Origin of the sequence: Streptomyces malaysiensis subsp. malaysiensis, assembly GCF_040653035.1 — a bacterium.
In the GTDB taxonomy this organism is placed as follows: Bacteria; Actinomycetota; Actinomycetes; order Streptomycetales; family Streptomycetaceae; genus Streptomyces; species Streptomyces malaysiensis.
The window spans coordinates 1-17,049 of the sequence record NZ_JBEZNG010000045.1; the positions used below are offsets into that span (position 1 = coordinate 1).

The 17,049-nt window shown below is 71.3% G+C and carries 14 protein-coding genes; 9 read left to right on the top strand and 5 right to left on the bottom strand.

Features of this window, described 5'->3' with window-relative positions; genetic code table 11:
* Window positions 1-218: 218 nt before the first annotated feature.
* The 3 genes from AB0E24_RS43175 to AB0E24_RS43185 all read left to right on the top strand — a co-directional run bounded on the left by AB0E24_RS43175 (window position 219) and on the right by AB0E24_RS43185 (window position 4,912).
* The gene (locus tag AB0E24_RS43175; protein WP_359385310.1) at window positions 219-1,325 is read left to right on the top strand and encodes a CobW family GTP-binding protein; all 1,107 of its coding nucleotides are present in this window, start codon (window positions 219-221) and stop codon (window positions 1,323-1,325) included.
* Window positions 1,326-1,421: 96 nt separating this feature from the next.
* Window positions 1,422-2,876 carry an FG-GAP and VCBS repeat-containing protein gene (locus AB0E24_RS43180; RefSeq protein ID WP_359385312.1) on the top strand — a complete coding sequence of 485 codons (1,455 nt, stop codon included), beginning with the start codon at window positions 1,422-1,424 and terminating at the stop codon, window positions 2,874-2,876.
* Between the two features lie 89 nt (window positions 2,877-2,965).
* Window positions 2,966-4,912: a cellulase family glycosylhydrolase gene (locus tag AB0E24_RS43185; RefSeq protein WP_359385314.1), complete on the top strand. Its 1,947-nt coding sequence runs from the start codon at window positions 2,966-2,968 to the stop codon at window positions 4,910-4,912.
* A 16-nt stretch (window positions 4,913-4,928) separates the two neighbouring features.
* Here AB0E24_RS43185 and AB0E24_RS43190 read toward each other — a convergent pair whose 3' ends face one another.
* Together AB0E24_RS43190 and manD are read right to left on the bottom strand one after the other, a co-directional pair.
* Window positions 4,929-5,912, bottom strand: coding sequence for an aldo/keto reductase (locus tag AB0E24_RS43190; RefSeq protein ID WP_359385316.1), 984 nt, complete (start codon window positions 5,910-5,912; stop codon window positions 4,929-4,931).
* Window positions 5,913-5,954: 42 nt separating this feature from the next.
* Window positions 5,955-7,196, bottom strand: coding sequence for a D-mannonate dehydratase ManD (gene manD / locus AB0E24_RS43195; RefSeq protein WP_232636932.1), 1,242 nt, complete (start codon window positions 7,194-7,196; stop codon window positions 5,955-5,957).
* A gap of 236 nt (window positions 7,197-7,432) precedes the next feature.
* Here manD and AB0E24_RS43200 point away from each other — a divergent pair, with 236 nt between their 5' ends.
* From AB0E24_RS43200 to AB0E24_RS43210, 3 genes are all read left to right on the top strand, one after another.
* Window positions 7,433-8,407, top strand: coding sequence for a carbon-nitrogen hydrolase family protein (locus AB0E24_RS43200; protein ID WP_359385319.1), 975 nt, complete (start codon window positions 7,433-7,435; stop codon window positions 8,405-8,407).
* An 89-nt stretch (window positions 8,408-8,496) separates the two neighbouring features.
* Window positions 8,497-8,736, top strand: a complete 240-nt coding sequence (locus tag AB0E24_RS43205; RefSeq protein WP_069871789.1) for a hypothetical protein — start codon at window positions 8,497-8,499, stop codon at window positions 8,734-8,736.
* A gap of 2 nt (window positions 8,737-8,738) precedes the next feature.
* The gene (locus AB0E24_RS43210) at window positions 8,739-9,116 is read left to right on the top strand and encodes a toxin Doc (RefSeq protein WP_069871618.1); all 378 of its coding nucleotides are present in this window, start codon (window positions 8,739-8,741) and stop codon (window positions 9,114-9,116) included.
* Window positions 9,117-9,239: 123 nt separating this feature from the next.
* On the opposite strand, the gene AB0E24_RS43215 is transcribed toward AB0E24_RS43210, so the two are convergent.
* From AB0E24_RS43215 to AB0E24_RS43225, 3 genes are all read right to left on the bottom strand, one after another.
* On the bottom strand, window positions 9,240-10,511 hold the full coding sequence (locus AB0E24_RS43215; protein ID WP_079153630.1) for an MFS transporter: 1,272 nt from the start codon (window positions 10,509-10,511) through the stop codon (window positions 9,240-9,242).
* Window positions 10,512-10,583: 72 nt separating this feature from the next.
* Window positions 10,584-11,087 carry a MarR family winged helix-turn-helix transcriptional regulator gene (locus tag AB0E24_RS43220; protein WP_093700204.1) on the bottom strand — a complete coding sequence of 168 codons (504 nt, stop codon included), beginning with the start codon at window positions 11,085-11,087 and terminating at the stop codon, window positions 10,584-10,586.
* A gap of 90 nt (window positions 11,088-11,177) precedes the next feature.
* Window positions 11,178-12,446, bottom strand: coding sequence for a YncE family protein (locus AB0E24_RS43225; protein WP_459117471.1), 1,269 nt, complete (start codon window positions 12,444-12,446; stop codon window positions 11,178-11,180).
* A gap of 346 nt (window positions 12,447-12,792) precedes the next feature.
* Here AB0E24_RS43225 and AB0E24_RS43230 point away from each other — a divergent pair, with 346 nt between their 5' ends.
* The 3 genes from AB0E24_RS43230 to AB0E24_RS43240 all read left to right on the top strand — a co-directional run bounded on the left by AB0E24_RS43230 (window position 12,793) and on the right by AB0E24_RS43240 (window position 17,026).
* A complete protein-coding gene (locus tag AB0E24_RS43230) occupies window positions 12,793-13,692 on the top strand; it encodes a Gfo/Idh/MocA family protein (RefSeq protein WP_099016126.1) in 900 nt (299 codons plus the stop codon).
* A 248-nt stretch (window positions 13,693-13,940) separates the two neighbouring features.
* The gene (locus AB0E24_RS43235) at window positions 13,941-14,684 is read left to right on the top strand and encodes an HAD family hydrolase (protein ID WP_147965430.1); all 744 of its coding nucleotides are present in this window, start codon (window positions 13,941-13,943) and stop codon (window positions 14,682-14,684) included.
* On the top strand, window positions 14,681-17,026 hold the full coding sequence (locus AB0E24_RS43240) for a glycoside hydrolase family 65 protein (protein ID WP_359385323.1): 2,346 nt from the start codon (window positions 14,681-14,683) through the stop codon (window positions 17,024-17,026). The genes AB0E24_RS43235 and AB0E24_RS43240 overlap by 4 nt, the downstream gene beginning before the upstream one ends.
* Window positions 17,027-17,049: the final 23 nt, after the last annotated feature.

Genomic DNA, 17,049 nt, shown 5'->3' on the forward strand with positions numbered 1-17,049 from the left:
GCCACGGCCGGGGCGCCCTGGGTGACCGCGGTGGCCTGGGGAGCGGTGGCGCTCGGTGTGATCGGACTGCTGATCGCCGCCGCCTCGGTTCGCCCATGAGGGGCGAGCCGGGGCCCGGGGAGTGCTGGAGTCCACGGAAGGTGATCGGCCCGGTCCGCGGCCGGATAACATGAGCGGTCCCCCGAGACCACCATGAGCCGCCGCACGGAGACGCAACCTTGGCCACACAACGGATTCCGGTCATTCTCGTCACGGGTTTTCTGGGCTCCGGGAAGACGACGATGCTCAACCATCTGATGCGGGACAGCTCGGACACCCGGATCGGCGTCATCGTCAATGACTTCGGATCCATCAACATCGACGCCATGGCCGTCGCCGGGCAGGTCGATTCGATGATCCCGATCGAGAACGGCTGTCTGTGCTGTGCGGCGGACGCCTCCGAGATGGACGAGATGCTCGAGCGGCTCACCGATCCGGAGCTGCGCATCGATGTCGTGGTGATCGAGGCAAGCGGCCTCGCCGAACCACAGAGCATGATCCGTGCGCTGCTGTCCAGCACCAATGAACGGATCGTCTACGGCGGCCTGGTGGAGGTCGTGGACGCCGCGGAGTTTCCCGACACCCGCATCCGCCACCCCGAGCTCGATCGTCACCTCCGCGCGGCGGACCTGATCGTGCTCAACAAGACCGACCGTATCGCCGAGGACGAGCGGCGGCGTCTCCTGGAGACCATCGAGGAGACCGCCCCAGGTGTCCCGGTGCTGACCGCCGCACACGGACGTGTCGACGCCGCCCTGCTCATCGACCACCGGCCCCGCGAGACCTCCGGGGAACGCTTCCGGCAGCTGTCGTTCGCCGATGTGTACGCCGACGACGCGTCCGACGGCGAGGCCGCCGACGGCGGATGTGCTGCCGACGGATGCCCCGCCGATGGGTGCGCCGACGGCCACGACCACGGCCACCACCTCCACGCCGCGTACGAGAGCGTGGAGTTCACCTCGGCCGAGCCGCTCCACCCCCGCCGGCTGATGGAGTTCCTCGACAGCCGCCCGGCGGGCCTCTACCGCGCCAAGGGATTCCTCCACTTCGCGGGCGCGGGCGCCGAGCACAGGTTCGGGCTGCACGCGGTCGGCTCGTATCTCCGCTTCCAGCCGTCGCCCTGGGAGCGCGATGCGCCCCGCACCACCCAGCTGGTGCTGATCGGCACCGGGATCGACGCCGAGATCCTCACCAAGCGGCTGGTCGAATGCGTGGCGGCCGCGGACGAAGAGGTCGACGAGACACACATGATGGGCGTGCTCCGCTATGTGGACGAGGCGGACTAAGGAAATCTCTGGAATCGGCGGTGCAACCCTGAGGCGGCGTCACTGGTCCTGCTGGGTGTACATGAGGTAAACGCTCATCAACGAGCAGGAGGATTTGTGCGCCCCCGTTCCCTCACCACCGTTCTGCGCTGCGCGACGGTGGCCGCACTCGTGACCACCCCCGCCGTGCTCGGCGCCCCCTCCGCGGGCGCCGCCGAGGCCCGCACCGCCGCGGCCTCCGCCCCGAAGGTCGACTTCAACAAGGACGGACGCGCCGACCTCGCCGTCTCCGCCCCCACCGGCACGGTGGGCGGCAAGGCCAAGGCCGGCTACGTCGCCGTGGTCTACGGCTCCGCCTCCGGCGCGGACACCGCCCACCGCCAGGTCATCAGCCAGGCGACCGAGGGCGTCCCCGGCGATCCCGCCGACTCGGCCTACTTCGGGGCCCATACCGTCGCCCGCGACCTCGACGGCGACGGCTACACCGATCTGGCCGTCCAGACGGGCAGGTCCCCGGCCGTCACGGTCCTGTGGGGGTCGGCGAACGGCCTCGCCGACGCCACCCAGCTGCCCGCGGGCAACGGCGACCACTGGGGCGACAGCGTCATCGCGGGCGGCGACTTCAACGGCGACGGCCACGCCGACCTGGCCGATGTGGTCACCACCGGCGAGGGCCCGGACGACGAGAAGACCGGAGTGCGCGTCCGGCTCGGCCCGTTCACGCGTGACGGCAAGGACGCGGGCAGCTCCTTCTCCGACACCGGCAGGTTCGACGCGCCGACCTCTCTGACCACGGGCGACGTCACCGGCGACGGCAAGGACGACCTCGTCTCCACCCACGCCTTCGAGGAGATGTCCCAGTCCAGCCTGTTCTTCAAGGGTGACGCCCAGGGCCTGTCGCAGAAGGCGGCCGATCTGACCGACGCCGCCTCCGTGGCCATCGGCGACGTCGACAAGGACGGCCATGGCGATCTGATCCTGCGCACCGTCCCCGGCGACGTCATCGAGAACCTGCCGTACGACCACGGCACCCTCAAGGTCCTCTATGGCACCGCGTCGGGGCCGAGCACCACCCGCACCACGACCATCGACCAGAACACCGCGGGTGTCCCCGGCATCAACGAGGACGGCGACCAGTTCGGCTACTCGCTCAGCGCCGGCGACGTCAACGGCGACGGCTACGCGGACGTCGCCGTCGGCATCCCGTACGAGGACCTGGAGGCCGGCCAGGACGAGGCGGGCAGCGTCGTCCAGCTCTACGGCGGCCGGGGCGGGCTGTCCGGCACCGGAGCCCAGGCGTTCACCCAGGACACCGCCGGTGTCCCCGGTGTCGCGGAGGCGGGCGACCACTTCGGCGCGGCGGTCCGGCTCGCCGACACCGACGGCGACGGCAAGGACGACCTGGCCGTGGGCGCCCCCGACGAGGACGGCGCCCACTCCACCAGCGGTGCGGCCTGGGTGCTGCGCGGCCAGGCGGGCGGCCTGACCACCAATGGCGTCGTCTCCTTCGGGCCCGACTCCCTCGGGGCGCCGGAGGCCGGTGCGTCCCTGGGCCATGGATTCCAGGGGTGACCGTATCGGCCACGCGGCTGAACTGGGCTCCGTACACGGGTAGTTGACGAGTAGTTGACGGACCCTCAGGTTTACTGGACGGTAGGTCCATGCCGACTCATGTGACACGAGGGATACGGATCGGCCGCCGCCGACCGGGCCGCACCCGGCTGCTCGGGGTGGCCGTGTCTCTGCTGGCGGCGGCCGCGGCCCCGGGCACTCCGGCGGCCGCGGCCGAGGCGCCCTGGTTCGACGGCCGGGCGGCGGACCAGGTGACCGTGGACGGCGCTCGGTTCGCCGACGGCCACGGCCGCGAGGTCGTGCTGCGCGGTTTCAATGTGTCCGGCGAGACCAAGCTGGAGGAGAACGGCGGGCTTCCGTTCGCCACCACCGACGACGCCAGGAAATCCGCGGCCGCCATGCGCCATCTGACCGGGGCCAACGCGGTGCGCTTCCTGCTCTCCTGGGCCCATGCCGAGCCGGAGCCCGGCCAGGTGGACACCGTCTATCTGGAGAAGGCCACCGCGCAGATGAAGGCGTTCCTCGACGCCGGGATCCGCGTCTTCCCCGACTTCCACCAGGACCTGTACTCCGGCCACCTCTTCCACAAGGACAGCTGGTACAGCGGCGACGGCGCCCCGAAATGGGTGATCGACGCGGGCGGATACCCCAGGGAGTCCTGTGGCATCTGCGTCCACTGGGGCCAGAACATCACCCAGAACCAGGCGGTCATGAACGCCACCCGCGACTTCTGGCGCAACCGCGCCCTGACCACCGGCGCGGGCACCGTCCGGGTCCAGGACGCCTTCCTGGCCACCGCCGAGAAGACCATGACCTATCTCTCCCGGCACCTCACCGACGACCAGTTCACCCGCGTCGTCGGCTTCGACCCGCTCAACGAGCCCTACGCGGGCGCGTACGACGCCGGCCAGAACAGCCGCACCTGGGAGAAGAGCGTGCTGTGGCCCTTCTACGAGAAGTTCCGCGCCCGTATGGACGCCGCGGGCTGGCGGGACAAGCCCGCCTTCGTGGAGCCCAACATGTTCTGGAATTCCAATCTGGACTTCCAGCGCCAGGAGGGCGGACTCCTCGACGCGGGAAGGCCAGGGCCCGGCTATGTCTTCAACACCCACTACTACGACCAGAAGGCCATCTCCGGCGTCTTCATGCCCGGCAAGGCGGGCGACGGCCAGTACTCGGGCGACTTCGGCACCCTGCGCGACCGCGCCACCGCCCTTGACCTGCCCGCCGTCATGAGCGAGTTCGGCCATCCGCTGACCGGCTTCACCTCCGACAAGGCCCCCACCGTCGTCAAGGGCATGTACCAGGCGCTCGACTCCCGCCTCCCCGGCGCCACCTGGTGGACCCGCCCGGCCGCCTCCGGCGCCGTGCTCTCCTCCACCCAGTGGCAGTGGGACATCTACAGCGGCCGCCACCACGAGGCCATGAACGGCAACACCGGCAAGACCCTCACCGAGGGCGACGCCTGGAACGGCGAGGACCTCTCGGCCGTCCGCCTCGACGACTCCGGTGGCGCCGGGCTGCGCCCGGACGCACGGCTGCTGGACCGGCTCTATCCGCGCGCCGTCGCGGGCCGCACCCTCGCCTTCACCTTCGAGGACCGCTCACGCGACGGCTCCACCACGCTCGGCTGGGACCGCATCCCCGGCACTCTGCCGAACGTGGCCGAGCTCACCGGCTCCGGCCGCTACGGCATGCTGGTGTGGCGCTCCGGCGGCGGCACCGGGGCACCCACCGAACTGCGTCTGCCCCGCGACTTCGACCCCGCCCTGACCACCGTCGTCTCCGATCTGGGCACCGTCACCGGGCCGCCCGCGTATACCGCGCACGGCCACACCGCCGACCACCCCATCGCCACCGCCGCGGAGCCCGGCGACACCGGCGCGCACCAGCTGGTGCTCTCGGCCCCGGCCGGCGAGGGCACCGGCACCGTGCACTACGCGCTGATCGCCGACGGCACCGCGGCCCCCTCGGCGGAGCTGCGCGCCGCCGCCCGGCGCGAACTCGCGCGGTGGGCGGCGGACGCCGGTTTCTGAGCCCCTCGTGCCACCGCTACCAGCGATGGTGCACCTGGGCCCGAAGCCGCCGGTCGTACAGATCGCCGACGGCGTCCAGCGTGGTGTCCGGCAGCGGGGGCAGCCCCGCCGCGGCCGCGTTCGCCCGAGCCTGCTCGGGCGAACGCGCCCCCGGGATGACCGAGGTCACGCCCGGCTGCTGGACGATCCACCGCAGCGCCGTCTGCGCGGGAGTGGCTCCCCGCGGGGCCAGCTCCGCGAACTCCACCGCCGCCTCGACGCCCTCCTCGAAGCCCACGCCCGAGAACGTCTCGCCCTGGTCGAACATCTCACCGTGCCGGTTGAAGGTGCGGTGGTCGTTCTCGGCGAAGACGGTGTCCTTGGTGTACTTCCCGGACAGCAGACCGGACGCCAGCGGCACCCGCGCGATGATCCCCACACCGGCCTCCCGCGCCGCCGGTACGACCTCCTCCAGCGGCTTGAGCCGGAACGGGTTGAGGATGATCTGCACACTCGCCGTCCCCGGACGCGCGATCGCCGCCAGCGCCTCCGCACACGTCTCGACGCTCACCCCGTACGCCGCCACGCGCTCCTCGGCCACCAGCGTGTCCAGCGCGTCGAAGACCGCCTCCGAGGAGTGCACCGAGGACGGCGGGCAGTGCAGCTGCACCAGATCCAGGACGTCCACGCCCAGGTTGGCCCGCGAGCCGTCGGTCCACGCGCGGAAGTTGTCCAGGGAGTAGTTCTCCGCCAGCTGCGGCATCCGCCGCCCCATCTTGGTGGCCACGAAGATCCCGGCGTCCGGGCGCTCCCGCAGGAACCGCCCGATGAGTTGCTCGCTGCGCCCGTCCCCGTACACATCGGCGGTGTCGAAGAACGTCACGCCGGCTTCGACGGCCGCCTCCAGCACGGTCAGGGCGTCCCGCTCGTCGACCTCGCCCCAGTCCGCGCCCAGCTGCCAGGTTCCCAGGCCCACGACCGAGACCTTCCGGCCGAGCCGACCGAACTCACGCTGTTCCATGCTCCCTCTTCTCTCCTACTACGACGCTCACCGTACCTCCGCTCACCAGTCGTGCACCGTGCCGTCCACCAGACGGTTCACCGGCAGATAGGCGGGTTGGTAGGGGAAGCCCGCGGCGGCTTCGGTGTCCAGCTCCACGCCCAGGCCCGGGGTGTCGGAGGGGTGCAGCAGCCCGTCCTCGAAGCGGAAGGAGGTGCGGAAGACCTCCAGCGTGTCCGCGGTGTGCGGCATGTACTCCTGTATGCCGAAGTTGTGGATGGCCAGATCGAGGTGGAGCGCCGCGGCCATGCCCACCGGGGAGATGTCGGTCGGGCCGTGGATTCCGGACTTGATCCCGTAGACCGCGGCGAAATCCAGCAGTTTGCGCATGGCCGTGATCCCGCCGGTGTGGGTCACCGCCGAGCGCACATAGTCGATCAGCCGCTCGCTCAGCAGGGTGGTGTAGTCGTGGACGTGGTTGAAGACCTCGCCGATGGCCAGCGGGGTGGTGGTGTGCTGCCGGATGAGCCGCAGCGCGGCCTGGTCCTCGCCGGGCGTGGCGTCCTCCAGCCAGAACAGGTCGTAGGGTTCCAGCGTCTTGCCGAGCCGGGCCGCCTGGATGGGCGTCATCCGGTGGTGACCGTCGTGCAGCAGCGGCAGCTCCGGGCCGAACTCCTCCCGTACGGCCTCGAACACCGTCGGCACATGGCGCAGATAAGCCCGGGTGTCCCAGCTCTCCTCGGCGGGCAGCACCCGGGGCCCCGAGCCCCGGCGCGCGGGTTCGTAGTCATAGCGCTCCCCGCCGCCCGCGCTGGAGGCGGCCACCCCGTAGACCGAGTCCAGCCCGGGGATGCCGGTCTGGACGCGGATCGCGCGATAGCCCCGCTCCAGATGGGCGCGTATGGAGTCGAGCAGTTCGGGGACGTCCCGGCCGGAGGCGTGCCCGTAGGCCAGCGCCCCGGTGCGCGACGCCCCGCCCAGCAGCTGGTACAGCGGCATCCCGGCGGCCTTGGCCTTGATGTCCCACAGCGCGGTGTCGACGGCCGCGATGGCGGCCATGGTCACCGGCCCGCGCCGCCAGTACGCCCCGCGGTACAGGTACTGCCAGGCGTCCTCGATGCGCGAGGCGTCCCGGTCGAGCAGCAGCGGCACCACGTGGTCCCGCAGATACGAGGCGACGGCCAGCTCACGGCCGTTGAGCGTGGCGTCCCCCAGACCCGTGACACCGTCCTCGGTGGCGATGCGCAGGGTGACGAAATTGCGCCCCGGACTGGTGACGACGACCTCGGCCGACTCGATCCTCACCGCATACCCCATTCCCCTTGGTGTTCCTGGCCGGTCCCTTCGGCGATCACGCCGTACGGGCAGCTCTACCCGCTTCCCGCCACCGGGATCCGGGCGGGACGGCCCCTCGCCGAGCCACCCCGCCCACGAGTAGCGTGGCGGCATGCTTTGACGCTCGCCCCGCCCCCGGGGCCCGCCGGGACACCTCCTTCGCAGCGCCGCCCGCATGTCATCAGGTACCGAAGGAGGAATTCGCCATGACCACCCTCACCGTCGCCCTGCTCCAACTCGCCCGGCCCGGACCCGATCCGGCCAGGAACCTCGCCCTCGGCGAGGCGGCCTGCCGCCGGGCCGGGGCCATGGGCGCCGATATCGCGCTCTTCCCGGAGATGTGGAGCAACGGCTACAGCGTCGCCATCCCGGACGGCTCGGACGACGGCGACGTCTACCGCCATCCGTCGCTGTGGGACGGCGCCCGCACCTCGGGCGCGCCGCGGCCCGAGTCCGTCTGGCTCGGCGAGCCGATCTCCCGCGACTCGCCCTTCGTCATCCACTTCCGTGAGCTGGCCGCCGAGCTCGAGATGGCCATCGCGCTCACCTACCTGGAGCGCTGGGACGGACCGCCGCGCAACACCCTCTCCCTCATCGACCGGCACGGCCGTCTGGTCCTGACCTACGCCAAGGTGCACACCTGCGCCTTCGACCTGCCCGAGGCCGGGCTGACCCCGGGGGAGGGGTTCGAGGTGTGCGCCCTGGACACGGCGGTGGGCGAGGTGATGACGGGGGCGATGATCTGCTACGACCGGGAGTTCCCGGAGAGCGCCCGCGCCCTGATGCTCGCCGGGGCGGAGATCGTCCTCACCCCGAACGCCTGCGAGCTGGAGATCAACCGGCTCTCCCAGTTCCGCTCCCGCGCCGGGGAGAACATGACCGGTATGGCCATGGCCAACTACGCCGGTCCCGGCTGGGGCCACTCCGTCGCCCACGACGGTGTCGCCTTCGCCGACGGGCGGTCGCGGGACACCCTGGTGGTCGAGGCGGGCGAGGCCGAGGGGGTCTATCCGGCGGTCTTCGACCTCGACGCACTGCGCGACTACCGGCGCCGGGAGGCGTGGGGGGACGCCTTCCGACGCCCCGCCGCGTACCGGAACCTGACGGACCGCGAGGTGCGCGACCCATTTGTCCGGGTGGGGCCCGATGGCGCTCCGGTCCCCGGCCGCGGCCGTCCGTAATGGCTTGAAAGATTTGTCAAGTACCTACAAAAACATGATCTGAGCTGCGGCGATTGCTGACGGGGTACCTGCTGAGTAGGGTGTCCCGCATGTCAGCACTCAACGTGGAATTCAGCGATCGAGAACTGGAGGACCTCCGTCAGATCGCCAAGGAGCGCGGTACGACGATGAAGGCCCTTGTCCGGGAGGCGACCGTGGCCGACATCGCGCGTCACCGCGCTCTACAGGAGGGTGCCGAGGTCTTCCGGCGGTTCTTCGCGGACAATGCCGACGCCTTCGCGGACGCGTTTCCCGACGATGAGCACCGCCGACCGGGGCAGGCCGCCTGACCATGGTGCCGCTGCTGCATATCGACGTCCCCTGGCTGCTTCAGCGCCATGAGGAGGTCATGCCGGAACAGCCGGCCATCTCGGACTTCTCGGGTCTGGTGGCGGCCGTCGCCCGCCACCGCGTCGACCCGCCGCGCCTGGGTGTCGACCCCGACCCCGCGTGGCGGGCCGCGGCCCTGCTGCACACCATCGCGCTGCTCAAACCGCTCCCGGCGAGCAACGCGCGATTCGCCGCCGCGACCGCGGTCGCCTATATGCATGCCTCGGGCGAGGGCATCGACCCGCCGTACGGGGCGCTGATCGACCTGGTCCGCGACATCCTCTCCAGCAAGGCCGATGTCTTCGACGCGGCCAGCAACATCCGCTCCTGGCGGATCTGAACGGATCTGAGGGCATGCGGATCTGAGGGGTGTGACCTGAGGGGGTGTACGGACGGGCCGCCGGGGCCGTCGGCGGTCCGGTCGACGTCGCCGCGTGTGCCGGCCCGGGGCCCGTCCCTCGCGTCACCCGGCCGAGCCGAGCTCCTCGGCCAGCGCCTGCTTCTCCAGCGTCTCCCGCCGCTCCTCGGCCGGGGTGTGACCGGCCGCCTCCGCCGCCTGGACGCGCTCGGCCTCGGCGAGCAGCGAATGCCCGGTGGCCAGGACGCCGATGCCCAGCGCGACCGCCGCGGCCCCGATGTAGAAGGGCAGATGCACCCCGCTGTGCTCGGCGATCTTGCCCGCCGCGTACGGTGCCAGACCGCCGCCGATGAAGCGGACGAAACCGTAGGAGGCGGAGGCCACGGGCCGTTCCACGGGGGCGACGGTCATCACCGCCTGGGTGGTGATGGTGTTGTTGATCCCGATGAAGGCGCCGGCCACGATCACCGCCACGATCAGCGTCGTCGTGGAGTCGGTGAAGAGGCCGATGACGAGGATGTCGAGCGCGAACAGCGCCAGATTCAGATACAGGGAGCGGGCTATGCCCAGCCGCGCCTGTAGCCAGGGGGCGCCGAAGACCGAGAAGAAGGCCACGAGCAGACCCCAGCCGGTGAAGACATAGCCCAGCTCATGGGTGCCCAGGTCCATGGGGAACGGCGCATAGCCCAGCACCGTGAAGAAGCCCCAGTTGTAGCAGAGCGCGGTCAGCCCCATGGTGAGCAGTCCGCGGTGGCGCAGCGCCTTGATCGGGTCGGCGATCGAAGCCTTGCGCGCCGGGGTCGGGGTGGGCTGGACCAGCACGATGGTCGCGATCAGTGCGATGGCCATCAGGACCGCCACACCGAAGAACGGCCCGCGCCAGCTGATCGCGCCGAGCTCACCGCCGAGCAGCGGCCCGATCGCGATGCCGATGCCCAGCGCGGTCTCGTAGAGGATGATCGCGCCGGCGAAGCCACCGCTGGCCGAGCCGACGATCACGGCGAGCGAGGTGGCGATGAACAGGGCGTTGCCCAGGCCCCATCCGGCGCGGAAGCCGACGATCCCGTCGATGCTGCCGGACGCCCCGGCCGCCGCGCTGAAGAGCACGATGAGCACCAGACCGGCCACCAGGGTGCGCTTGGCGCCGATACGGCTGGAGACGAACCCGGTGAGCAGCATGGCGACCGCGGTGACCACCAGATAGCTGGTGAACAGCAACGACACCTGGCTCGGCGTGGCATGCAGTTTGGCGGAGAGGGAGGGCAGGATCGGATCCACGAGGCCGATGCCCATGAAGGAGATCACACAGGCGAAGGCGACCGCCCATACGGCCTTCGGCTGCTTGAAGGGGTTGGGGGCGCTGGGATGAGCGGACAAATGATGCTCCGTGGTTCAGGGCCCGAGCCGTGACGACATGGCGAGCCGTGGCGCGGCAGGGTGCCGGTTGATTCAGGAAGCGGTGGTCCCCGGGGCCTTCCGCGCCCGTGCCGCGTTCTCGACCAGCCGCTGGAAGGCGGGGGTGGCGGCGCGGACGGCGGTGGCGAGTGCCTGTTCGTCCTCGGGGGAGAGGGTGGCCAGCAGTTCGGCGAGCCGGTCCGTACGGCCGCGGCGCCGCTCGGCGAGCAGCTCCCGCCCGCTGTCGGTGATCGCCACCAGCACCACCCGCCCGTCGTGCGGATCGTCGACCCGGGTCACCAGACCCTGCCGCTCAAGCCGCTGGATCAGCTGGGTCATCGAGGGCTGGGTGACACCCTCGTCGGAGGCCAGGGCCGTCAGCCGGGACGGGCCCTCCCGGCTGAGCCGGCCGAGGGTCGAGGCCGCGGTGAAGCTGATGTCCCGGTTGGTCAGATGGCGCACCGCGAAGAACGCCAGCTGCTCCAGCGCCTCCGCGACCTCTTCACGGGCCGCGGGGGTGTCGGGTTCCCGGGGTCCGGACTGCTGCGTGTATTCCACATCTAGTTTTATATCATGCCTCTATATAGGCAGGCTATGGAGATAGCCGTCGTGCATGGGCGCCCAAGGCCGCCCATGGCCGCCATCGCCTCAGCGGAAGATTCCGGTGTGCCCGAGGGAGTAGCGGCCGGGCTGGGGGTAGACCGCGAGCCCGTGCGGGCCGCCACCGACCGGGATCCGGGCGCGCAGCCGGCCGCTGTGGGTGTCGATCGCGTAGACCTCGGCGTTGTACCGGCCCGAGAGCCACAGCACCTTGCCGTCGTCGGACACCCCGCCCATGTCGGGGCTGCCGCCGCCGGGGAGCCGCCACTTCCGCGTCACCTTGCCGGTCTTGAAGGACAGCACCGAGATGGTGCCCTCGCCGCGGTTGGAGACGTACATCGAACGGGAGTCGCGGCTGACGTAGAGGCCGTGCGTGCCCTTGCCGGTGGGCAGCAGCCGCGGTTTGCCGAAGGTGTCGCCGTTGAGCACCCACAGCCCGTTCGCCACCATGTCGGCGATGTACCACGTCTTGCCGTTGGGCGAGATCTTGACGTCCTGCGGCATGGCCCCGGCGATCGGCAGCCGCTGCTTGGCGACCACCTTCTTCCTCGCCGTGTCCACCTTCAGCAGCTCACCGGAGAACTCGCACGAGACGATGAAGTAGCGCCCGTCGGGCGAGAAGTCGGTGTGGTTGACGCCGTAGCAGTTCGTCGGCACCGACTTGACCACCTTCATGCTGTGGGCGTCCCGGAAGACCAGCTCCCGGTCCTTGGAGGCCATCACCACGGCGTACTTGCCGTCCGGGGTGAAGTAGAGGTTGTACGGGTCATGCACCGACACCGGGCGGCCGACCCGCCCGTTGGCGGGGTTGATGGGGGTGAGGGAGTTGCCCAGATCGTTGTTGACCCACAGCGTCTTCAGATCCCACGAGGGCACCACGTGCTGCGGCTGATGGCCCACCTGGATAGTGCGGATGACCTTGAACTTCTTCGGATCGATGACGCTCACCGTGTCCGAGAGCGTATTGGGCACATACACCCGTGACGGATAGTCCTTCACCGTCCGGGACAGCATCCCCGGCCGGTCGGCCGCGTAGAGGTCATGCGGGTCCAGCGGAGGCGGCATCCCCGGCAGCAGCCGGGCCTGCTCGGCCTTCTTCTCGGCTTTCCTCTTCGCCGCGGCCGACGCCTTCAGAGCGCTCTCCCGCGCCGCCGCCGACTCCGCCCCGCCGGGCTTGTGCTCGCTGGAGGAGGCGCAGGCCGGCACCACGGCCCCGCACAGCAGCAGGGCCACCGCGGCCCGGACCGTGGCGCGCCGCCGGTACGCGCGGGAGAGGGGGCGGGACGAGCCACGGGGGCGGGACGAGCCACGGGCCACGGGGTCCTCCAGCGGTGAGGGTGGGCATCGGCCGGCACCCGCACCGCGGCCGGCCGTGGCCTCACCCTGGCACCGCCCCGGCCCACCGGCATCCACCCGCGGCCAAGCGGGGGAGGAGGACACCACCATCGCCCCCGTCCAGCGGATCTTCACGGGCCCGCGGTGCCGGGACCCGCTGGGTTGTGTGCGCCCCGCGCCGGACGCCATGGGCCCCGCGGCCTCGGCCGCCGATGTCGCGGGCGCGAAGATCCGTCCACCGGGCCTGAGCGGCCGGGCCGTACGGGCGTAGGATCGCCGCCGACGCCCGGGGAACACCCCCGGGGCTCCGTGCGGAGGGGGACGGACAGTGCGGTTCGGAGTGCTGGGCACCGGACACTGGGCGGCCGAGACCCACGCGGCGGCGCTCGCCGCCCACCCCGTGGCCGAACTGGCCGGGATCTGGGGGCGCGATCCGGAGAAGGCGAAGGCGCTGGCGGACCGCTGGGGCACCCGCGCCTACCCGGACGCCGACGCGCTGATCGCCGACGTGGACGCGGTCGCCATCGCCCTCCCGCCGGACATCCAGAGCGGCCTCGCCGAGCGGGCCGCGCTGGCCGGGCGCCATCTGCTCCTGGACAAGCCGCTCGCGTTCACCACCGAGGAGGCCGACCGGATCGTGCGCGCCGTGGACGAGCGCGGGCTGGCCTCGGTCGTGTTCTTCACCAACCGCTTCGCGGCACCCGTCGAGACCTTCATCGAGGAGACCGCGGCGGCCGGTGGCTGGGACGGCGGCCGTGCCACCGCCTTCGCCTCGATCTTCCAGCCCGGCGGCCGCTACGGCGAATCCCGCTGGCGGCGGGAGCGCGGCGGACTGTGGGACGTCGGTCCGCACTCCCTCTCCGTCCTGCTCCCGGTCCTCGGCCCGGTGGCCGAGGTCACCGCCCTCGACGGGCCGCGCGGCGCCGCGCATGTGCTGCTGCGCCACCAGTCCGGCGCCATCGGCACGCTCGCCCTCACCCTCGACGCCCGGCCCGCCGCCCAGGGCTTCTCCTGCGACTTCTACGGCGAGCGCGGGATCGCGGTGGTCCCCGAGGCGGGGACCACCGCGGTGGCGGCCTTCGCCACGGCCGTCGACCGGCTGCTGAGCGGCGCCCGCGACGGCGGCGCGCCCGACCCCTGCGATGTACGGTTCGCCCGCGAGGTCGTAGCCGTTCTGGAGGCCGCCGACCGCTCCCGCCACGAGGGGCACACCGTCACCCCGCGCTGACCGACCACCACGCGGCGCGGGGTGGCCCCCGGTGCCGCGCGGGCGGTCGCGGTGCTGCGCGGGGTGGCGAGCCAGGTTGCCGTTGTCCGGCGCCGGGTGACCGTCCTGCCGGGCCGGGTTGCCGTCGTGCAGGGGCGGGTTGCCGCAGTCCGGCGCTGCGTGGCCGTCCTGGCGCGCCGCGTGGCGGAAGGTCCGGATCCTGTCGCCATGGGCCGCATATTCCGGCGTTCCCGGGGGAATCGGGGGCCATGACCAAGCTCTGCCTGCCCGACGGCGTGCGGGCCTGCCTTTTCGACCTCGACGGCGTGCTGACCCGGACCGCGGTGGTGCACGCGGCGGCGTGGAAGCAGATGTTCGACGAGTTCCTGCGGCGGCGCGACGGCGCCTCCTTCCGTCCCTTCGACTCGGCCCGCGACTACGACGAGTACGTGGACGGCCGTCCACGCGCCGACGGGGTGCGCACCTTCCTGGCCTCCCGGGGCATCGACCTCCCCGACGGCGAGCCGGACGACCCGCCCGACAGGGACACCGTGTACGGCCTGGGCAACCGTAAGAACATCCTGGTCCTGGAGAAGATCCGCAAGGAGGGAGTCGAGGCGTACCCGGGATCGGTGCGCTTCGTGGCCGCCGTACGCGCCGAGGGGCTGCGGACCGCGGTCGTCTCCTCCAGTGCCAACTGCCGCGATGTGCTGATCGCCGCCGGTATAGAGGACCTCTTCGAGGTGCGGATCGACGGTGTGGTCGCCGCCGAGCGCAAGCTGCCCGGCAAACCGCACCCGGACACCTTCCTGGAGGCCGGACGGGAGCTGGACACCGGGCCCGAGGCCGCCGCCGTCTTCGAGGACGCCCTGGCCGGCATGGAGGCCGGGCGCTCCGGGCACTTCGGCTGTGTCGTCGGCGTGGACCGCGTGGGGCAGGCCGACGCGCTGCGCGCGCACGGCGCCGACATCGTGGTCGAGGATCTCGCCGAGCTGCTGGAGGACGATTCGTGATCATCGATGCCTCGTACGCCGTCGACCCCTGGGCGCTGCGGGAGACCGATCTCCGGCTCGATCTGCTGCCCCAGAGCGAATCGGTCTTCGCACTCTCCAACGGGCATGTCGGCTGGCGCGCCAATCTCGACGAGGGGGAGCCCCACGGGCTCCCCGGCTCCTATCTCAACGGTGTGTACGAACGGCGTCCCCTGCCTTACGCCGAGGCCGGATACGGCTACCCCGAGGCCGGTCAGACCATGATCAACGTCACCAATGGCAAGATCATCCGGCTGCTGGTGGACGACGAGCCATTCGATCTGCGCTACGGACGGCTGCGCTCCCATGAGCGCGTGCTCGATCTGCGTGGCGGACTGCTGCACCGCACCTGCGAATGGACCTCCCCCTCCGGTATCGGTGTGCGGGTCCGCTCCACCCGGCTGGTCTCCCTCACCCAGCGGGCCATCGCCGCCATCGCCTACGAGGTGGAGGCGCTCGACGCCAGGATCCGCGTCGTCGTCCAGTCCGAACTGGTCGCCAACGAGCAGCTTCCCGAGCGCGCCGGCGACCCCCGGGTGGCCGAGGCCCTGGAGTCCCCGCTGAAGCCCGAGGAGAACGCCGCCGACGACAAGCGGCTGCGGCTGATCCACTGCACCGACGCCAGCGGGCTGCGGGTCGCGGCCGCCGCCGACCACCTGATCACCGGACCGCCCCCGACCCGCCACGCCAGCGAGAGCGCCGACGACGTCGCCCGGCTGACCGTCACCTCGGTGCTGGAGCCGGGCCAGGTCCTGCGGCTGGAGAAGCTGGTGGCCTACGGCTGGTCCGGCGCCCGCTCGCTGCCCGCCGTACGCGACCAGGTCGAGGCCGCGCTGGCCGGGGCCGCCAGCACCGGCTGGCGCGGGCTGGTGGACCAGCAGCGCGAATGGCTGGAGGACTTCTGGTCCCGCGCCGATGTCGAGGTCGAGGGGGACGCCGAGATCCAGCAGGCCGTGCGCTTCGCCCTCTTCCACGTCGTACAGGCCGGTGCCCGCGCCGAGGAACGGGCCATCCCCGCCAAGGGCCTCACCGGCTCCGGCTACGACGGCCACTCCTTCTGGGACACCGACACCTTTGTACTGCCCCTGCTCACCTACACCTTCCCCGAGTCCGTGGCCGAGGCGCTGCGCTGGCGCCAGTCCATCCTGCCCGCCGCCCGGGACCGGGCCCGGCAGCTGAACCACGACGGCGCCGCCTTCCCCTGGCGCACCATCGACGGCTCGGAATGCTCCGCCTACTGGCCGGCCGGCACCGCCGCCTTCCACGTCAACGCCGATGTGGCGGACGCGGTGGTGCGCTATGTCGCCGCCACCGGTGACGACTACTTCGAGCGCGAGACGGCCGTGGAACTGCTGGTGGAGACCGCCCGGCTGTGGCGCTCCCTCGGCCACCACGACCACCACGGCCGCTTCCACATCGACGGGGTGACCGGCCCCGACGAGTACAGCGCCATCGCCGACGACAACGTCTACACCAACCTCATGGCCCAGTCGAACCTGCGGGCCGCCGCGGACATCGTCGAACGCCACCCGGAGAGGAGCTCCGAACTGGGCGTCGACGACGAGGAGTCCGCCGCCTGGCGGGACGCCGCCGAGTCCATGTCGGTCCCGTACAACAAGTCCCTGGGCGTCCATGAGCAGTCCACGGACTTCACCGGCCACCAGGAGTGGGACTTCCAGGGCACGCGCCCGGACCAGTACCCGCTGATGCTCCACTTCCCGTACTTCGAGATGTACCGCAAACAGGTGGTCAAACAGGCCGACCTGGTGCTGGCGATGTATCTGCGCGGCGAGTGCTTCACCGAGGAGCAGAAGGCCCGCAACTTCGACTACTACGAACGGCTGACGGTCCGGGACTCCTCCCTCTCCGCATGCGCCCAGGCCGTCATGGCGGCCGAGGTCGGCCATCTGCGGCTCGCCTACGACTACTTGGGCGAGGCGGCCCTGATGGACCTGAAGGACCTGGAGCACAACACCCGCGACGGTCTGCACATCGCCTCGCTCGCCGGCACCTGGATCGCCCTGGTCGCCGGGTTCGGCGGGATGCGGCAGCGCGACGGCGGGCTGGAGTTCTCGCCCAAGCTGCCCGAGAAGCTGGCCCGGCTCGCCTTCATCGTGCAGGTGCTGGGCCGCAAGCTGCGCGTGGAGATCACCCCCCGCTGTGCCACCTACTCCCTGGCCGAGGGTGCCCCCTTGGAGATCCGGCACTACGGGCGGCCCATCACCGTCTCCGAGAAGACATCGCAGATCTGCGACATCGACGAGCTGACGGCACGCCCCGAACCCCATCAGCCGCCCGGCCGCCGCCCGAACCGCCGCGCCTGAGGCGCGCGGCCGCCACACACAGC

Coding starts and splice junctions, on each gene's coding strand:
- AB0E24_RS43185 (WP_359385314.1), top strand. CDS start 2,966: ATGCCGACTCATGTGACACGAGGGATACGGATCGGCCGCCGCCGACCG.
- AB0E24_RS43190 (WP_359385316.1), bottom strand. CDS start 5,912: ATGGAACAGCGTGAGTTCGGTCGGCTCGGCCGGAAGGTCTCGGTCGTG.
- AB0E24_RS43200 (WP_359385319.1), top strand. CDS start 7,433: ATGACCACCCTCACCGTCGCCCTGCTCCAACTCGCCCGGCCCGGACCC.
- AB0E24_RS43205 (WP_069871789.1), top strand. CDS start 8,497: ATGTCAGCACTCAACGTGGAATTCAGCGATCGAGAACTGGAGGACCTC.
- AB0E24_RS43210 (WP_069871618.1), top strand. CDS start 8,739: ATGGTGCCGCTGCTGCATATCGACGTCCCCTGGCTGCTTCAGCGCCAT.
- AB0E24_RS43235 (WP_147965430.1), top strand. CDS start 13,941: ATGACCAAGCTCTGCCTGCCCGACGGCGTGCGGGCCTGCCTTTTCGAC.